We start from the raw sequence: 15,323 nt of genomic DNA on the forward strand, positions 1-15,323 counted from the left end.
TGCGGGCAGCCCCCGCAGCTACGTCCGCTTGCGCCGCAGCAGTCGCGGCAGCGCCGCCGGGATGGGCCGGCGGGTCGTGGCCGAGGTCGGGACCGGTCGCGCGGCCTGGGAGTCGGACGGCAGCGGCACCGTCGTGCCCCGCGGCTCAAGGCGGAGCACCCGGCACTCCCGGCGCCACCGCTCCGGCATCTCCTCCCCGTCGGACGCGTTCAGCCGCTTGCCCTTCAGCTCCGCGACCGCGCCCTCCCACTCGGGGGACCCCGGCGCCAACTCCACCACCCGCGCGGGCCAGGTGACGATCCGGCCGCCCTTGTCCTTGCTGCGCACCGTCACGACCGCGTCCCCGCCGTCGACCAGGCCGGGCAGCGGCTGCTCACCGGGTCCGTCGCCCACCACGCACGCCGCGCCCTCGTACCACACGTGCCACAACGCACGCGCGGCCGCGGCCGACGCCGTGCCCTGGACCCAGATCAGCCCGGACTTCTTCGTGGCCTCCTCGACCAGGGCCCTCTCGAGCAGCTCGCTTGTCATGCGCCCAGCCTAGCCGGGCCCGTCACAGCCATCCGTTCCGCTTCAGCATGCGGTGGATGCCCACGCAGATGCCCACCGTGATGCCCATGATCGCCGGGTAGCCGTACTTCCAGTGCAGCTCGGGCATGTACGTGAAGTTCATGCCGTACACCCCGCACACCATCGTCGGCACGGCGATGATCGCCGCCCACGCGGTGATCTTCCGCATGTCCTCGTTCTGGGCGACGGACGCCTGCGCCAGGTTGGCCTGGAGGATCGAGTTCAGCAGTTCGTCGAAGCCCAGCACCTGCTCGTTGACACGGGCGAGGTGGTCGGCGACGTCGCGGAAGTACTTCTGGATGTCCGGATCGATCAACCGCATCGGCCGCTCGCTCAGCAGCAGCATCGGGCGCAGCAGCGGCGCCACCGCCCGCTTGAACTCCAGCACCTCGCGCTTGAGTTGGTAGATCCGGCCGGCGTCCGTGCCTCGCGGCGTGCCCTTGCGGCCCGGCGAGAACACCTCGGTCTCCACCTCGTCGATGTCGTCCTGCAGCGCGTCCGCCACCGCGATGTACCCGTCGACGACGTGGTCGGCGATCGCGTGCAGCACCGCGGAGGGGCCCTTGGAGAGCAGTTCGGGCTCGTCCTGAAGCCGGTGCCGCAGCGTCCTGAGCGAGCCCTTCCCGCCGTGCCGGACCGTGATGAAGAAGTCCCGCCCGGTGAAGCACATGACCTCGCCGGTCTCGACGACCTCGCTGTTGGCGGTCAGCTGGTCGTGGTCGACGTAGTGGACGGTCTTGAAGACGGTGAAGAGCGAGTCGTCGTACCGCTCCAGCTTGGGCCGCTGGTGCGCCTGCACCGCGTCCTCGACGGCCAGCGGGTGCAGCCCGAACTCGCGGGCGATACCGGCGAATTCGGCCTCGGTCGGCTCGTGCAGCCCGATCCACACGAACCCTCCGTCGCGCCGCACCAGCCGCATCGCCTCGTGCGGGGAGAGCGGCGCTTGCGTGTGGACGCGGACACCGTCACGGTAGACGGCGCAGTCGACGACGGCGGACGGGGTCGCGGGGTCACGCGTGGTGTCGTACGCGCCGTTGTCCTGCCGCGGGGAGGTGCGGGACGGGCGGACCACGGCGCGCAGGTCACGGATCATCGACATGGCAGGGCTCCTTCGCAACGAGCAGCGAAAGGCCACGGAAAACGGGTGGAACTACCCGGAATGGGGACGTCCTGGCTGCGGAGGTTTGGCACGTCCACAAAGCGGGGAGCACCGCACCGTCACGGTGGCGGGCTTCGCTGCTGATTCAGCTACTGACTGAGATCAGACAGATCAGGCAAAGCGAAACGAAGTGCTCTTCCGTGGCGACGCGAACGCGAGACGCGAGAGGTGACAGCCGACGGGAGTCAGAACAGCTGCGTCAGCGGCGGGAAGAGCGGGTGGTACTGCACGGTCGACTTCGATCCATGACAGCCCCACCTCCTCCGGCCGGTCCCTGGTGAGGGACGATCCATACCCTGATTAGAGGGTGCCCCCTTAGGGGAGTCTCATGGGTGCCGGGCCTGACAGGACTTCCCCAGTGCGTTGAGGACTTGGGAGGTACCCCTACTGCGTGCTGCCCGAAACCACCGGCCAAGAGTATCAGCCGACAGAAGTGTCAAGGCGTCGCTTTGCCCGGTGCTGACGAGTTCTATGCTCGCCGCATGGTTGATGTTCTTCCTCTGGTCGAGGCCCGGTTGCGCACCGCGCTGGGCGAACCGGACGCCCGCGCGGCGGTCACCTTCCTCGGCACGGACCGTATCGAGGTGCTCCGCTTCCACGAGGGCGACATCGTCCGCTACGCCACCCTCGGCATGTCCGCACAGCCCATGGCGGACCCCACCGCGGTGCTCGCCGACCCCGTGAAGGGACCCCGCGCCGAGCTGGTCCTCTCCGTGCGCGGCGGCCTCGCCGACACCGACAAGGTGCTCCGCCCGCTCGCCGTGCTCGCCGCCTCCCCGCAGGTCGAGGGCGTGGTCGTGGCCCCCGGCGCCTCGCTGGAGGTGGGTGAACCGCTGTGGCCCGGCGCCCCGTTCACCTCCGTCCTGGTGGCCGAGCCCGGTGGCCTGGTCGAGGACCTGGAACTCGACGAGCCGCTGGATCCCGTACGGTTCCTGCCGCTGCTGCCGATGACGCCGAACGAGGCCGCCTGGAAGCGGGTGCACGGCGCGCAGGCCCTTCAGGAACGCTGGCTGACGAACGGGACGGACCTGAGGGATCCCTCCCGCAGGTCCGTCCCGCTGGACTGAGGCAGGGGGTGAGCAAGCTCACCAACGCCCGCCCGGGAACGGTCACTTGGCGAAGACCGTGACACCCTCCTCGATCGCGTGCCGCGTCTCCAGCTCCTCGGCCATGGGGGTCCCCCCTGCTCGAGCGGAGTCGAGAGCTTGGGGGATGGTCAGCGCCCTGCGCCGCACGAGGACCACGACCGCCCCGAGAAGCGCCGTGAGCGCCCCCGCCACGAACGGCATGTGGATGTCGCTCCACTCCTCGATCTTCGGCGCGAAATAGGGCGCGGCGGCCGCCGCGAACCAGCGCACGAAGTTGTAGCCGGCGCTCGCCACCGGGCGCGGCGCATCGGAGATGCCGAGAGCGAGCTCCGTGTAGACCGTGTTGTTCACGCCGATGAACGCGCCGGACAGGATCGTGCAGACGATCGCGGTGGTGTGGTCGCCGTAGCCGAGCACGGCCACGTCCGCCGCGAGCAGCACCAGCGAACCGCCGAGCACCTTCAGCGAGCCGAAGCGCTCCTGCATGCGCGGCGCCACGATCACCGAGAAGACGGCGAGCAGCACACCCCAGGCGAAGAACACGGCACCCGATTTGTAGGGCGTCATGTTCAGCACGAAGGGCGTGAAGGCCAGCACGGTGAAGAACGTGTAGTTGTAGAAGAACGCCGAGACCGCCGCGGAGGCGAGGCCGCCGTGGCCGAGCGCCTTGATCGGGTCCAGGAGTGAGGTCTTCCGCACGGGTTTCGGCTGCTCCTTCAGGAACGCCGTGATGCACAGGAAGCCGATCGCCATCAGCGTGGCCGTACCGAAGAACGGGTAGCGCCAGCTGATGTTCCCGAGCAGCGCGCCCAGCAGCGGGCCGCAGGCCATGCCGAGGCCGAGTGCGGACTCGTACAGCAGGATGGCCGCGGCGCTGCCTCCGGCCGCCGCGCCGACGATCACGGCGAGGGCCGTGGAGACGAAGAGCGCGTTCCCGAGGCCCCAGCCGGCCCGGAAGCCGACGAGCTGGGCGACCGAGCCCGAGGTGCCCGCGAGGCCCGCGAAGACCACGACGAAGGCGAGGCCGAGCAGCAGGGTCCTGCGGCCGCCGATGCGGCTGGAGACGAAGCCGGTGACCAGCATCGCCATCGCGGTGATCAGGAAGTACGAGGTGAACAGCAGGGAGACCTGGCCGGGTGTCGCCTGTAGGCCCTTGGCGATGGACGGCAGGATCGGGTCGACGAGTCCGATGCCCATGAACGCGACGACGGACGCTCCGGCGGTCGCCCACACGGCCTTCGGCTGCCGCAGGATGCTGCCGGCTCCCGCGTCGAACGGGTCCACGTCGGCTGCTGTGGCGGGTTCTCCTCCTGTGGTGCTCTTCATGCTCTCCTCGCAGAGTCGTGGTCCGGATAGTTGGCTTATACATATATTAAGTTAGGAGTTCTAATTAGTGCAAGTGTCATCTAGTTGGCGCAGGTGAAGCGGGCGTGGGGGGTACACGCCGGACGGGTGATCGTCCTTGACGCGACGCGGGACGGGGAGGACCGTGGGGGCCTATGAGGGGCGAACCCAGTTGCCCGAAGTGCGGTGGCCGGGTCAGGGCTCCCGGACTCTTTGCCGACTCCTGGCAGTGCGATGTGCACGGCACCGTGCATCCGCTGCAGCCCGTGATCCCGCCCAGCGTCGAGGCCCTCAGCGTCGTGGTGCACCGCGCCCGGGTGCCGGTGTGGATGCCGTGGCCGCTGCCGGTCGGCTGGCTCTTCACGGGTGTTGCCTACGCGGGTGACGACCGCAGTGGAGGCCGCGCCACGGCCGTGGCCTGTTCGGGTCCCGGGCCGCTCGGCGGCATGGGCGAGCTGATCCTGGTCGCGGAGGAACTGGGGGTCGGGCTCGGTGCGCGGTACGCGGGCATCGACGGGCCGGACCCGGGGCCGTACATGAACGTGGAGAAACCGCCTCAGGCCAAGGTGCTCGCCGTCGGCCGCCCCACGCCGCTGTGGCATGTCTCGGGCGTCCCCGGCGACCGCGCGGTGTTCGCGGGCGAGGCGCGCGGCCTGTGGCTGTGGGCGGTCGTCTGGCCGGAACAGTCGGGCCTGCTGATGTACGACGAGATGGTCCTGACGGACCTGCGGGACGCGGGGGCGGAGGTCGATCTCCTGCCGATCGGGGCGTTGTCGCCGCGCCTGCTCGAGCCGTGACACGAGCCACCGGAGGGTGCGGGACGCCGTAGGGGGCGCAGCCGACGTGCGGGTGTGACAGGGGCCCCGGAACTGCCGTTATCCTTGAGCGTCCCCTTCCGTCCCGTCACCGCCTGGAGTACGTGTCGTGCGCATCGACCTGCACACCCACTCCACCGCCTCCGACGGTACGGACACCCCGGCCGAGCTGGTGCGGAACGCCGCTGCCGCCGGACTGGACGTCGTCGCGCTCACCGACCACGACACCACCCGCGGCCACGCGGAGGCGATCGAGGCGCTGCCCGCGGGGCTGACCCTCCTCACGGGCGCCGAACTCTCCTGCCGGTACGACGGCATCAGCATGCACATGCTGGCCTACCTCTTCGACCCCGACGAGCCCGACCTGCTCGCCGAGCGCGAGCTGGTGCGGGACGACCGCGTGCCGCGCGCCCACGCCATGATCGCCAAGCTGCGGGAGCTGGGCGTGCCGGTCACCTGGGAGCAGGTGTCCCGCATCGCCGGTGACGGCTCGGTCGGACGGCCGCACATCGCCTCCGCCCTGGTGGAACTCGGCGTCGTCGGCAGCGTCTCGGACGCGTTCACGCCCGAGTGGCTGGCCGACGGCGGGCGCGCGTACGTGCAGAAGCACGAGACCGACCCCTTCGAGGCGATCCGGCTGGTCAAGGCCGCGGGCGGAGTGACCGTCTTCGCGCACCCGGCCGCCTCCAAGCGCGGACGGACCGTGCCGGAGTCCGCCATCGCGGACCTCGCCGCCGCCGGGCTCGACGGCATCGAGGTCGACCACATGGACCACGACCCGGCGACCCGGGCCCGGCTGCGCGGCCTCGCCGCCGAGCTGGACCTGCTGGTCACCGGCTCCTCCGACTACCACGGCAGCCGCAAGACGTGCGTGCTCGGCGAGTACACCACCGACCCGGAGGTGTACGGGGAGATCATCCGGCGGGCCACCGGGGCGTTCCCCGTCCCGGGCACCGGCGGACCCCGCAACGCCTGATCCTGCCGCAGCTCCCCTCCTTCCCTCCTTCCCTCTTTTCCAGGCACCCGGCGCCCGCCGCCGTGTCCAGCCGTCGCACGCCTTAGCGCGCGGCGACGGCACCCGGCGGTCGCGGGACGCCCGCAGCCCCATGCTCGTTGCTCGTCCGTACCTCATCGCAAGGCACCCATGTTCGACGTCGCCGTTTTCGGTTCCCTCTTCCTGACCCTGTTCGTGATCATGGATCCCCCCGGGATCACCCCGATCTTCCTCGCGCTCACCGCCGGCCGCCCCGCCAAGGTGCAGAAGCGCATGGCCTTCCAGGCCGTCTGTGTGGCCGGCGGCGTCATCGCCGTGTTCGGTGTGCTCGGCCACCAGATCCTGAACTACCTGCATGTCTCCGTGCCCGCATTGATGATCGCGGGCGGGCTGCTGCTCCTGCTGATCGCCCTCGACCTGCTGACCGGCAAGACGGACGAGCCGAAGCAGACCAAGGACGTCAACGTGGCCCTGGTGCCGCTCGGCATGCCGCTGCTGGCCGGGCCGGGGGCGATCGTCTCGGTGATCCTCGCGGTGCAGAAGGCGGACAGCGTGGGCACCCAGGTGTCGGTGTGGACGGCGATCCTCGCGATCCACGTCGTGCTGTGGCTGGTCATGCGCTACTCACTGCTGATCATCCGCGTCATCAAGGACGGCGGAGTGGTCCTCGTGACCCGGCTCGCGGGCATGATGCTCTCCGCGATCGCCGTGCAGCAGATCATCAACGGGGTCACCCGGGTCGTCCACGGAAGCTGAGGGCCCGGGACCGGGCCCGGAACGCGCGGAGCCCCGTACGGCACGATGCCGTACGGGGCTCCGAAGTCGTCTACGTGTATACGCAGGTCGTATACGCAGCGCGTGTCGTCTGTGCCGTTACGACGCGGTCGTCTCGGCCGGGCGGATCCACAGCCGCTGCCCGATGGCCGCGGCCTGCTGAACGATCTGGTTGACGGAGGCGGCGTCCACGACGGTGGTGTCCACGGGGGTACCGTCGACATCGTCGAGTCGCATGATTTCGAAGCGCATGGGCTTCTCCCTTCGTCTGGTCATCCTCCTGCGGAGAACTACTGGCGAGCGGAGCGCGGAGCGTCTGTGCCCCTCTCCTGTGAGTAGTCAACGGGGTGCTTGTTACAAACATTCCCTACGCTAAGGAAATTTTTCGAGTCTCTAATTACTGACCGGTAATCGACTGAGTCGACGGCCGGTTTTGGTTCATGGTGCACTGATTGGGATCGGTTGTGTTCGTAGCGTCACCGCCGGGAGAATGGAGGCATATGAACGACGACCTGGCGGCGCTCGGCGCCCGCATCGACCGAACGAACGAGCTGCTCCAGCGCATGCTCGCCGAGGTGGCGAAGACGCCCTCGACTCATGCGATCTTCGTCGACGCCGGCTACCTGTACGCCGCGGCCGGACGGCTCATCGCCGGCACCGAGGACCGCCGGGCCTTCGACCTCGACGCCGAGGGGCTGATCGACGCCCTCATCGACAAGGCGCGCCAGGTCTTCGCGGACAGCCGGTTGCTGCGCGTGTACTGGTACGACGGCGCGAGACGCCGCATCCACACCGCCGAACAGCAGTCCATCGCCGAACTCCCGGATGTGAAGGTACGGCTCGGCAACCTCAACGCCAACAACCAGCAGAAGGGCGTCGACTCCCTGATCCGGACCGACCTCGAATCACTCGCCCGGCACCGCGCCATCAGCGACGCGGCGCTCATCGGCGGCGACGAGGACCTGGTGTCGGCGGTGGAGGCCGCCCAGGGGTACGGGGCCCGGGTGCACCTGTGGGGCATCGAGGCGCCGGAGGGCCGCAACCAGGCGGAACCGCTGCTGTGGGAGGTCGACAGCCAGCGCACCCTCGAACTCGACTTCTTCAAGCCGTATGTGAGCCGCCGCACGGCCGCGACCTACGAGCCCTCCTCCACGGCCCGCCCCACTCGCGACGACGTCCGGTTCGTGGGCGCGCAGATCGCCGCCAAGTGGCTCGCCGAGCGCGGCCGGGACTCGCTGGCGGACCTGTTGCCCGGCCACCCGTACCTGCCCGGCTCCATCGACCAGGATCTGCTGGTGGAGGCGGAGGGTCTGCTGCAGTACTCGCTGCGCGGCCAGGCGGACCTGCGCCGCGCCCTGCGGGACGGCTTCTGGGAGCACCTGCAGGCGCAGTACTAGACGGGGAGCCCCGAGGTCTCAGACGAGCCGGTCCCAGAAGGCGGCGAGGGCGTGGGCCGTCCCCTCCGGCTGGTCGGTGTTGGGGGAGTGCTCCGCGTGCGGGACGACGGTGCGGTGAGCGCCGAGGCGGTCCGCCATGTCGTCCAGCAGCGGGACGGGCCAGGTGTCGTCGCGGTCGCCGGACAGGACGTGCACGGGCAGGCCGACGGCGGCCAGTTCGGCCACGCGGTCGGGTTCCTCGCACAGCTGCCGGCCCGTGGCGAGGAGCTGGGCGGGGCTGTTGCTCAGCCAGCGGCGGCGCAGGTCCTCCCCGTCGGAGAGCCCCTCGTCGAGGTCTCCGGCGTCGATGTCCTCCGGCGGTTCGAAGGCCTGGATGGCGTCCCAGACCCCCGCCATGTCCAGGACGGCGAGGGCGTCGTGCAGCAGCTTGACGCGCTGCTGCTGGGGGAGGGAGATCTGGGCGGGACCCGAGGCCATCAGGGTGAGCGAGACGAACGCGGAGGGGTCGAGGAGGACGGCGGCCCGCGCGATCTGGCCGCCGAGGGAGTGCCCGAGCAGATGCACCGGCGCGCCGACGGCGTGCGCCTGCGCGATCACGTCCCGTGCCAGCTCGGCCTGCGCGTACGGTGCCTCGTCGTCCTTCGGCCCGGGGGACTCGTACTGTCCTCGCCCGTCGACGGCGACGGTCCGGTATCCGGCCGCCGCGAGAAGCGGCTGGAGGAGGAGGAAGTCCTCCTTGCTGCCGGTGAAACCGGGAAGCAGCAGGGCGGTCCCCTTCCCCCGCGCCGTCACCGCGTCGGCCTCGAGCACGGCGAACTCCCCCCGCTCGGTGGCGAGCCGGCGCGCACGGACGCCGGGGGGCGGGGTGAAGCTGGGGGGACGGCTCATGGGGGTGAGGGTACCGGGCGGAGAGAACACCGATGGCCCGCCCCTGTGTGTGACAGGTGCGGGCCATCGATGAACAGTGCCGTGGCCTACCGCGGGTGTCAGCCCTCCACGGGCTCCGCGACCTTGCGCGTGCGGCGTCGCGGCTTGGCCTCCGCGACGTCGTCCGCCTGCGCCGGGATCTCGGCCTCTGCCGCGACCGCCTTGCGCGTACGGCGCCGGGGCTTGACCTCGGGCTCGTCGGCGGCCTGCGCGGGAATCGCGGCCTCGACGGCCTTGCGGGTGCGGCGCCGGGGCGTGGCCTCGGCGGCGACCTCCGCACCGTCCACGGCAGCCTCCGGGGCGGCCTCGGCGGCCTTACGGGTGCGGCGGCGCGGCTTGGCCTCGACGGCTTCCACGGTGTCCACAGCCGCCTCGGCGGCCCTACGGGTACGCCGCGGCTTGGCCTCGGTGTCCTCCGTGGGCACGGCCTCCGCCGCCTTGCGGGTACGCCGCGGCTTGGCCGGAGCCTCGCCCTGTGCCGCCTCGCCCTCGACCGTCTCGGCGGCCGGGACCGTCTCGGCGGCCTTGCGCGTACGCCGACGCGGCTTGGCCTCGGTCGCCTCGGTCGCGGTGTCGGCAACCGGTGCGGCTTCCGCGGTCTTGCGGGTGCGGCGGCGGGGCTTGGCCTCCGTGGCTTCGGCGGTGTCCACGGCCGTCGTGGCCTCGACCTCGACCGTCTCGGCGGCCGGGACCGTCTCGGCGGCCTTGCGCGTACGCCGACGCGGCTTGACCTCGGTCGCCTCGCTCGCGGCGTCGGCAACCGGAGCCGCCTCGGCGGCCTTGCGGGTGCGGCGGCGGGGCTTGGCCTCCGTGGCTTCGGCGGTGTCCACGGCCGTCGTGGCCTCGACCTCGACCGTCTCGGCGGCCTTGCGCGTACGCCGACGCGGCTTGACCTCGGTCGCCTCGCTCGCGGCGTCGGCAACCGGAGCCGCCTCGGCGGCCTTGCGGGTGCGGCGGCGGGGCTTGGCCTCTGCGGCCTCCGCGGTGTCCACAGCGGTCTCGGCGGCTGCCGGGGTCGCTTCCGTCGCGGCGGTGGCCTCGGGCGCGACCGGGACGGGCTCGGCCGTCTTGCGGGTGCGGCGACGGCGCGGCTTCGTCTCCGTGGCCTCGACCGTCTCCACGGCCGTCTCCGCCGCCTTCGTGGCCTCCGGCGCGGCAGACTCCGCGGTCACCGGCGTCACCGGTGCCGTTGTCGCCTCCACCGGCGCACCGCCGCGCATACGGCGGCGTCGGCGGGGGTACGGCGTTCCGCCGACTCGGCGGTGTCCGTCGCGGCCGTGTCCGTCGCGGCCGTGTCCGTGGGGGCCGACGAGTCCAGCGGCGTACCGCTCCGCGTACGGCGCCGACGGCGCGGCGTACGCGACGGACGCTCGCCCTGTGCGGACGCGTCCGAGGAGCGGCGGCCGCGCGAGCCCCGGGCGCCCGTCTCGCCGAGGTCCTCGAGCTCCTCCGCCTCGAGCCCGGCGCGGGTTCGCTCCGAGCGCGGCAGGACGCCCTTGGTGCCCTCGGGGATGCCGAGGTCGGAGAACAGGTGCGGGGAGCTCGAATACGTCTCCACCGGGTCGTTGAAGTCCAGCTCCAGCGCCTTGTTGATCAGCTGCCAGCGCGGGATGTCGTCCCAGTCGACGAACGTGATCGCCGTACCCTTGGCGCCCGCGCGGCCCGTACGGCCGACCCGGTGCAGATACGTCTTCTCGTCCTCGGGGGACTGGTAGTTGATGACGTGGGTCACGCCCTCGACGTCGATGCCGCGCGCGGCGACGTCGGTGCAGACGAGCACGTCCACCTTGCCGTTCCGGAAGGCGCGCAGGGCCTGCTCGCGGGCGCCCTGGCCGAGGTCGCCGTGGACCGCGCCCGAGGCGAAGCCACGGCGCTGAAGCTGCTCGGCGATGTCGGCGGCCGTGCGCTTGGTACGGCAGAAGATCATCGCCAGTCCGCGGCCCTCTGCCTGCAGAATGCGGGCGACCATCTCCGGCTTGTCCATGGAGTGTGCGCGGTAGACGAACTGCTTGATGTTCGCGACCGTCACGCCCTCGTCGTCCGGCGCGGTGGCGCGGATGTGCGTGGGCCGGGACATGTAGCGGCGCGCCAGGCCGATGACCGCGCCCGGCATGGTGGCCGAGAACAGCATGGTCTGCCGCTTGGGCGGCAGCATGTCGATGATCTTCTCGACGTCGGGCAGGAAGCCGAGGTCGAGCATCTCGTCGGCCTCGTCGAGCACCAGGCACTTGACGTGCTTCAGGTTCAGCTTCTTCTGACCGGCGAGGTCGAGGAGCCGGCCGGGGGTGCCGACGACCACGTCGACGCCCTTCTTCAGGGCCTCCACCTGGGGCTCGTAGGCCCGGCCGCCGTAGATCGCGGTGACCCGTACGTTCCGCACCTTGCCCGCGGTCAGCAGGTCGTTCGTGACCTGGGTGCACAGCTCGCGCGTGGGGACCACGACGAGCGCCTGCGGCGCGTCGGTGAGCGCCTCGGGCTTCGCGCGGCCGGCCTCCACGTCGGCGGGGACGGTGACACGCTCGAGGAGCGGGAGTCCGAAGCCCAGCGTCTTACCGGTACCGGTCTTGGCCTGACCGATGACGTCGGTGCCGGAGAGGGCTACGGGGAGCGTCATCTCCTGGATGGGGAAGGGATTGATGATGCCGACGGCTTCCAGGGCCTCGGCTGTCTCGGGAAGGATTCCGAGTTCTCGAAAAGTCGTAGTCAGGGTGCTGCCTCTTCTGTGTGGGCGGCGCGAGGCGAGCGCGGGGGTCGTGACCGTGCCGGATGACGTCGGCCTGCTTGGGGGACGGGCCTGTGGCACGGGACCACGCCGACGCTCCAGCGCTCGTACCGCTGAGGGTCCCTCCGAACGCGTACGCCAGGTGCCGTACGCCCGAGGAGGGCTGTCGGGTCGGAGCCGATCGGGCCACCGACCGGGCATCCTCATACATGCGGCCCGTCGAGATACGTCGTCTCCATAGACGTACGCACTCAGCAGGCGCATTACCACCATACCCCGGAATCGCGCACTCGCGGTGGCCGATTCGGTCACGTAGCCGTCATCACACTGATTGACCAGGGACTTCCGGGCGGCGGTGAGCGGGCTATTGTGCGCTTCATGACGACGCCTGACAACGCTCCCGACAGCCCCGAGGCCCCCGCCGGACCCACCGGAGTGGCCGCCCAGGACTGGGCGACCGCCTCCGCCGACCCGCAGTACCGTGCCGCGATCGTGGACCTGCTGGGAGCGCTCGCGTACGGGGAGCTGGCGGCGTTCGAACGGCTGGCGGAGGACGCGAAGCTCGCGCCCACGCTGACGGACAAGGCGGAACTGGCGAAGATGGCGTCCGCCGAGTTCCACCACTTCGAGCGGATCCGGGACCGGCTGAAGGAGATCGGGGCCGAGCCCACGGAGGCGATGGAGCCGTTCGTGGCGGCGTACGACAGCTTCCACAGGCAGACGGCGCCCTCCGACTGGCTGGAGGGGCTCGTCAAAGCCTATGTGGGCGACTCGATCGCCAGTGACTTCTACCGGGAGGTCGCGGCCCGCCTCGACACCGACACGCGCGAGCTCGTCCTGGCCGTCCTCGACGACACCGGGCACGCCGACTTCGCGGTGGAGAAGGTGCGCGCCGCGATCGACGCCGAGCCGCGCGTGGGCGGCCGGCTCGCCCTGTGGGCACGGCGGCTGATGGGCGAGGCGCTGTCGCAGTCCCAGCGGGTGGTGGCCGACCGGGACGCGCTGTCCACCATGCTGGTGGGCGGTGTGGCGGACGGCTTCGATCTCGCGGAGGTCGGCAGGATGTTCTCCCGGATCACGGAGGCCCACACGAAGCGGATGGCGGCGCTGGGGCTGGCTGCCTGAAGCCGCCTACCGCCGACCACCGGGGTCCCCCGGGCCGACCTTGCAGTGTGTCCGGCTGTCGCCGCACGCTTCGGCGACGGTCGGCCGTACGGCGCGGGTCACGCGCCCCTCACCACCGGTGCCCCGGCCGTCGCCGTCTGGGGCGGCGGCTTCGGGTCGGCCCCGGCGACGGCCCTCAGGCCGTCGCCGAGCGGCGGCGAAATCTTTCCGCGGGCCTCAGCAGCAGGGACAGTGACGCCGCCGAGACCACCAGCGCCCCGGCCAGGATCACCACGAGACCCGCCGGGCCCAGCGCGCTGTGGGTGAGGAACGCCCCGAAGAGCGCCCCCGCCGCACCCGTCGACAGCACCAGGACACGGCTGGGCAGACGGTGCGGCAGCCGACGTGCGGCCACCCATGCCAGGGCGAGCCCGAGGACGGCGGAGCCGAGCGCTTCCAAGAGCATGACGAGGTCCCTCCCGCACGGCTGCTGCCTGGGCAAATCGGTCGTAGCCGGTATTACCCGCGGTGCGCGGAACACAATCATCCCCTGTGGGGCTGATGTGCTCCGTCTGAGTGTTCCCCGAGCGGCACGCTCCACCGGTCAGCGGAAGGGGCCCGGCGGTACACCGACCGCCGGGCCCCTTCCACTGCTCCGTCCGGAACTACAGCGCGCCGAAACCCACCTTGCGCGGGGTGGGCTCGCCGATCTCCACGTAGGCGAGACGCTCGGTCGGGACCAGGACCTTGCGGCCGTGCTCGTCCACAAGGGACAGCAGCTGCGACTTGCCGGCCAGCGCCTCGGACACGACGCGCTCGACCTCCTCGGCACTCTGCCCGCTCTCCAGAACGATCTCGCGGGGCGCGTGCTGCACGCCGATCTTGACCTCCACGGCTTTGTCCCTCCGACGGTCAGTGATGTGCGCGGCCGTCCGCGCCGTACCAGCACACATTAGCCCGGTGAGGGGACGTACACGCTCCGCTCCGGCACGCCAGGAGCGAACACCCGCCGGGAACAAAACAGCCGTACGGCCCCGCCCGGTGGTGTCCGGACGGGGCCGTACGGCTGTCGATCGGTCCCCGATGGTCAGTGGTGCTGTTCGCTCCCGTGCAGCGGGAAGCCCGCGATGCCCCGCCATGCCAGCGAGGTCAGCAGCTGCACCGCCTGGTCGCGGGGCACGCTGCGGTCGCTGTGCAGCCAGGAGCGCGCCACCACCTGGGCCAGGCCGCCGAGCCCCGAGGCCAGCAGCATCGACTCGGCTCGCGACAGACCGGTGTCCTCGGCGATCACGTCGCAGATGGCCTCCGCGCATTCGTTCGCGACCTTGTCGACGCGCTCGCGCACGGCGGGCTCGTTCGTCAGATCGGACTCGAACACCAGCCGGAAGGCACCGCCGTCGTCCTCCACGTACGTGAAGTACGCGTCCATCGTGGCCCGTACGCGCTGCTTGTTGTCGGTCGTCGACGCCAGCGCGTTCCGTACGGCCTGCAGCAGGGCCTCGCAGTGCTGGTCCAGCAGGGCCAGATAGAGGTCGAGCTTGCCCGGGAAGTGCTGGTAGAGCACCGGCTTGCTGACGCCGGCGCGGTCGGCGATGTCGTCCATCGCGGCCGCGTGGTAGCCCTGCGCCACGAAGACTTCCTGCGCGGCGCCCAGCAGCTGGTTCCGTCGGGCACGGCGCGGCAGGCGCGTGCCCCGCGGGCGTGCCGCCTCTGTCTGCTCGATGGCTGTCACGCCGCCTCCCAAAATCGTCCACATGCGGTGTGCGCCGCGCCGCCATCGTACTTTTCGGTAACCCTGCTGTGCGCGGTGCGAACGCAGAATTTCACGGACCGGACGGTGGCGAAAGCCGTGCGGAACGCGCCATACGCGGACAGGGAGGGCGAACGAACGCCCCCGGCTCCCCTGCCGGCCAGCGACAGCTCACCGCGCGCACTCGCTCCGTCGCCCGGCGTGGTCGTCGTGCCTCACCGATCCGGCGACCCTCCGAGCGCTCACCGGTAGTCGTCCTCGTCGAGGGCGACGACGCGCGCCTGCTCCGCGAGATCCGCCTCGTTGGCGCGCAGGATGTCGTCCCCCGTCGGGGTCTCGTCCCGCTCGGGGGCCAGTTCGGCGTGCTGTTCGGCGGCGTCGTTCTCCGGGGCCTCCACGTCGAGTTCGGCGGTGTCGTTCGCCTCGTCCTCGAACGTCTCGGGATCAGTGGGGTCTACGGCCATGATGGGCTCCCTTCCTAGAACTCCTGGAACTTCTGGAACGTCCCTGAAGAGGCGGGTCCATGTGCGGGTGCCCTGCTACGAGCCTAGGAGACACAGGAACCGGACGCTATGTGTGGTGAGGGGCTCCGCGTGGTGCGTGGAACGCTTCACGCCGGGCGCCGCCCGACCTGATTCGACGGGCGGACCCCGGCCGTTGTGACAGCGAACACACGAAC

Annotated in this window: 15 protein-coding genes and 1 pseudogene; 6 read left to right on the top strand and 10 right to left on the bottom strand. The window is 70.9% G+C overall.

Annotation, left to right across the window (positions count from 1 at the left end):
- Window positions 1-18: 18 nt before the first annotated feature.
- Window positions 19-531 (bottom strand): hypothetical protein, encoded by a 513-nt coding sequence (locus tag N8I84_RS25985; RefSeq protein WP_263231894.1) that lies wholly within the window; start codon window positions 529-531, stop codon window positions 19-21.
- Window positions 532-553: 22 nt separating this feature from the next.
- Window positions 554-1,669, bottom strand: a complete 1,116-nt coding sequence (locus N8I84_RS25990) for a magnesium and cobalt transport protein CorA (RefSeq protein ID WP_263231896.1) — start codon at window positions 1,667-1,669, stop codon at window positions 554-556.
- Between the two features lie 542 nt (window positions 1,670-2,211).
- Between N8I84_RS25990 and N8I84_RS25995 the strand changes: the two genes are divergently transcribed.
- Window positions 2,212-2,796: a suppressor of fused domain protein gene (locus tag N8I84_RS25995; RefSeq protein WP_263231897.1), complete on the top strand. Its 585-nt coding sequence runs from the start codon at window positions 2,212-2,214 to the stop codon at window positions 2,794-2,796.
- A gap of 42 nt (window positions 2,797-2,838) precedes the next feature.
- Here N8I84_RS25995 and N8I84_RS26000 read toward each other — a convergent pair whose 3' ends face one another.
- Window positions 2,839-4,143 (bottom strand): MFS transporter, encoded by a 1,305-nt coding sequence (locus tag N8I84_RS26000; protein WP_263231899.1) that lies wholly within the window; start codon window positions 4,141-4,143, stop codon window positions 2,839-2,841.
- Between the two features lie 173 nt (window positions 4,144-4,316).
- Here N8I84_RS26000 and N8I84_RS26005 point away from each other — a divergent pair, with 173 nt between their 5' ends.
- The 3 genes from N8I84_RS26005 to N8I84_RS26015 all read left to right on the top strand — a co-directional run bounded on the left by N8I84_RS26005 (window position 4,317) and on the right by N8I84_RS26015 (window position 6,726).
- Window positions 4,317-4,958 (top strand): DUF6758 family protein, encoded by a 642-nt coding sequence (locus tag N8I84_RS26005; RefSeq protein ID WP_263231900.1) that lies wholly within the window; start codon window positions 4,317-4,319, stop codon window positions 4,956-4,958.
- 127 nt (window positions 4,959-5,085) lie between these two features.
- Entirely contained in the window at window positions 5,086-5,952 is an 867-nt protein-coding gene (locus N8I84_RS26010) for a PHP domain-containing protein (RefSeq protein ID WP_263231902.1), read from the top strand.
- 168 nt (window positions 5,953-6,120) lie between these two features.
- Window positions 6,121-6,726 carry a MarC family protein gene (locus tag N8I84_RS26015; RefSeq protein WP_263231904.1) on the top strand — a complete coding sequence of 202 codons (606 nt, stop codon included), beginning with the start codon at window positions 6,121-6,123 and terminating at the stop codon, window positions 6,724-6,726.
- A 117-nt stretch (window positions 6,727-6,843) separates the two neighbouring features.
- Here the strand turns inward: N8I84_RS26015 and N8I84_RS26020 are convergent, their stop codons facing one another.
- Window positions 6,844-6,996, bottom strand: coding sequence for a hypothetical protein (locus tag N8I84_RS26020; RefSeq protein WP_200419162.1), 153 nt, complete (start codon window positions 6,994-6,996; stop codon window positions 6,844-6,846).
- 248 nt (window positions 6,997-7,244) lie between these two features.
- Between N8I84_RS26020 and N8I84_RS26025 the strand changes: the two genes are divergently transcribed.
- A complete protein-coding gene (locus N8I84_RS26025) occupies window positions 7,245-8,141 on the top strand; it encodes an NYN domain-containing protein (RefSeq protein ID WP_263231906.1) in 897 nt (298 codons plus the stop codon).
- Window positions 8,142-8,159: 18 nt separating this feature from the next.
- On the opposite strand, the gene N8I84_RS26030 is transcribed toward N8I84_RS26025, so the two are convergent.
- Both N8I84_RS26030 and N8I84_RS26035 read right to left on the bottom strand, forming a co-directional pair.
- Window positions 8,160-9,029 carry an alpha/beta fold hydrolase gene (locus N8I84_RS26030; protein ID WP_263231908.1) on the bottom strand — a complete coding sequence of 290 codons (870 nt, stop codon included), beginning with the start codon at window positions 9,027-9,029 and terminating at the stop codon, window positions 8,160-8,162.
- A gap of 98 nt (window positions 9,030-9,127) precedes the next feature.
- Window positions 9,128-11,682 (bottom strand): annotated as a pseudogene (locus tag N8I84_RS26035) (DEAD/DEAH box helicase).
- Between the two features lie 486 nt (window positions 11,683-12,168).
- On the opposite strand from N8I84_RS26035, the gene N8I84_RS26040 reads away from it, so the two are divergent.
- The gene (locus N8I84_RS26040; protein WP_200419165.1) at window positions 12,169-12,915 is read left to right on the top strand and encodes a ferritin-like fold-containing protein; all 747 of its coding nucleotides are present in this window, start codon (window positions 12,169-12,171) and stop codon (window positions 12,913-12,915) included.
- 175 nt (window positions 12,916-13,090) lie between these two features.
- On the opposite strand, the gene N8I84_RS26045 is transcribed toward N8I84_RS26040, so the two are convergent.
- The 4 genes from N8I84_RS26045 to N8I84_RS26060 all read right to left on the bottom strand — a co-directional run bounded on the left by N8I84_RS26045 (window position 13,091) and on the right by N8I84_RS26060 (window position 15,108).
- A complete protein-coding gene (locus tag N8I84_RS26045; RefSeq protein ID WP_263231911.1) occupies window positions 13,091-13,360 on the bottom strand; it encodes a hypothetical protein in 270 nt (89 codons plus the stop codon).
- Window positions 13,361-13,559: 199 nt separating this feature from the next.
- Window positions 13,560-13,787, bottom strand: coding sequence for a DUF3107 domain-containing protein (locus N8I84_RS26050; protein ID WP_103843673.1), 228 nt, complete (start codon window positions 13,785-13,787; stop codon window positions 13,560-13,562).
- Between the two features lie 194 nt (window positions 13,788-13,981).
- Window positions 13,982-14,626 (bottom strand): TetR/AcrR family transcriptional regulator, encoded by a 645-nt coding sequence (locus N8I84_RS26055; RefSeq protein WP_263231913.1) that lies wholly within the window; start codon window positions 14,624-14,626, stop codon window positions 13,982-13,984.
- Window positions 14,627-14,886: 260 nt separating this feature from the next.
- Window positions 14,887-15,108, bottom strand: coding sequence for a hypothetical protein (locus N8I84_RS26060; RefSeq protein ID WP_263231915.1), 222 nt, complete (start codon window positions 15,106-15,108; stop codon window positions 14,887-14,889).
- Window positions 15,109-15,323: the final 215 nt, after the last annotated feature.

This window comes from Streptomyces cynarae (genome assembly GCF_025642135.1).
Classification (GTDB): Bacteria; Actinomycetota; Actinomycetes; order Streptomycetales; family Streptomycetaceae; genus Streptomyces; species Streptomyces cynarae.

What these genes read in the sequence shown, in the direction of transcription:
- N8I84_RS25985 (WP_263231894.1), bottom strand. Translation starts at nt 531, where the DNA reads ATGACAAGCGAGCTGCTCGAGAGGGCCCTGGTCGAGGAGGCCACGAAG.
- N8I84_RS25990 (WP_263231896.1), bottom strand. Translation starts at nt 1,669, where the DNA reads ATGTCGATGATCCGTGACCTGCGCGCCGTGGTCCGCCCGTCCCGCACC.
- N8I84_RS25995 (WP_263231897.1), top strand. Translation starts at nt 2,212, where the DNA reads ATGGTTGATGTTCTTCCTCTGGTCGAGGCCCGGTTGCGCACCGCGCTG.
- N8I84_RS26000 (WP_263231899.1), bottom strand. Translation starts at nt 4,143, where the DNA reads ATGAAGAGCACCACAGGAGGAGAACCCGCCACAGCAGCCGACGTGGAC.
- N8I84_RS26005 (WP_263231900.1), top strand. Translation starts at nt 4,317, where the DNA reads ATGAGGGGCGAACCCAGTTGCCCGAAGTGCGGTGGCCGGGTCAGGGCT.
- N8I84_RS26015 (WP_263231904.1), top strand. Translation starts at nt 6,121, where the DNA reads ATGTTCGACGTCGCCGTTTTCGGTTCCCTCTTCCTGACCCTGTTCGTG.
- N8I84_RS26020 (WP_200419162.1), bottom strand. Translation starts at nt 6,996, where the DNA reads ATGCGCTTCGAAATCATGCGACTCGACGATGTCGACGGTACCCCCGTG.
- N8I84_RS26025 (WP_263231906.1), top strand. Translation starts at nt 7,245, where the DNA reads ATGAACGACGACCTGGCGGCGCTCGGCGCCCGCATCGACCGAACGAAC.
- N8I84_RS26030 (WP_263231908.1), bottom strand. Translation starts at nt 9,029, where the DNA reads ATGAGCCGTCCCCCCAGCTTCACCCCGCCCCCCGGCGTCCGTGCGCGC.
- N8I84_RS26040 (WP_200419165.1), top strand. Translation starts at nt 12,169, where the DNA reads ATGACGACGCCTGACAACGCTCCCGACAGCCCCGAGGCCCCCGCCGGA.
- N8I84_RS26045 (WP_263231911.1), bottom strand. Translation starts at nt 13,360, where the DNA reads ATGCTCTTGGAAGCGCTCGGCTCCGCCGTCCTCGGGCTCGCCCTGGCA.
- N8I84_RS26060 (WP_263231915.1), bottom strand. Translation starts at nt 15,108, where the DNA reads ATGGCCGTAGACCCCACTGATCCCGAGACGTTCGAGGACGAGGCGAAC.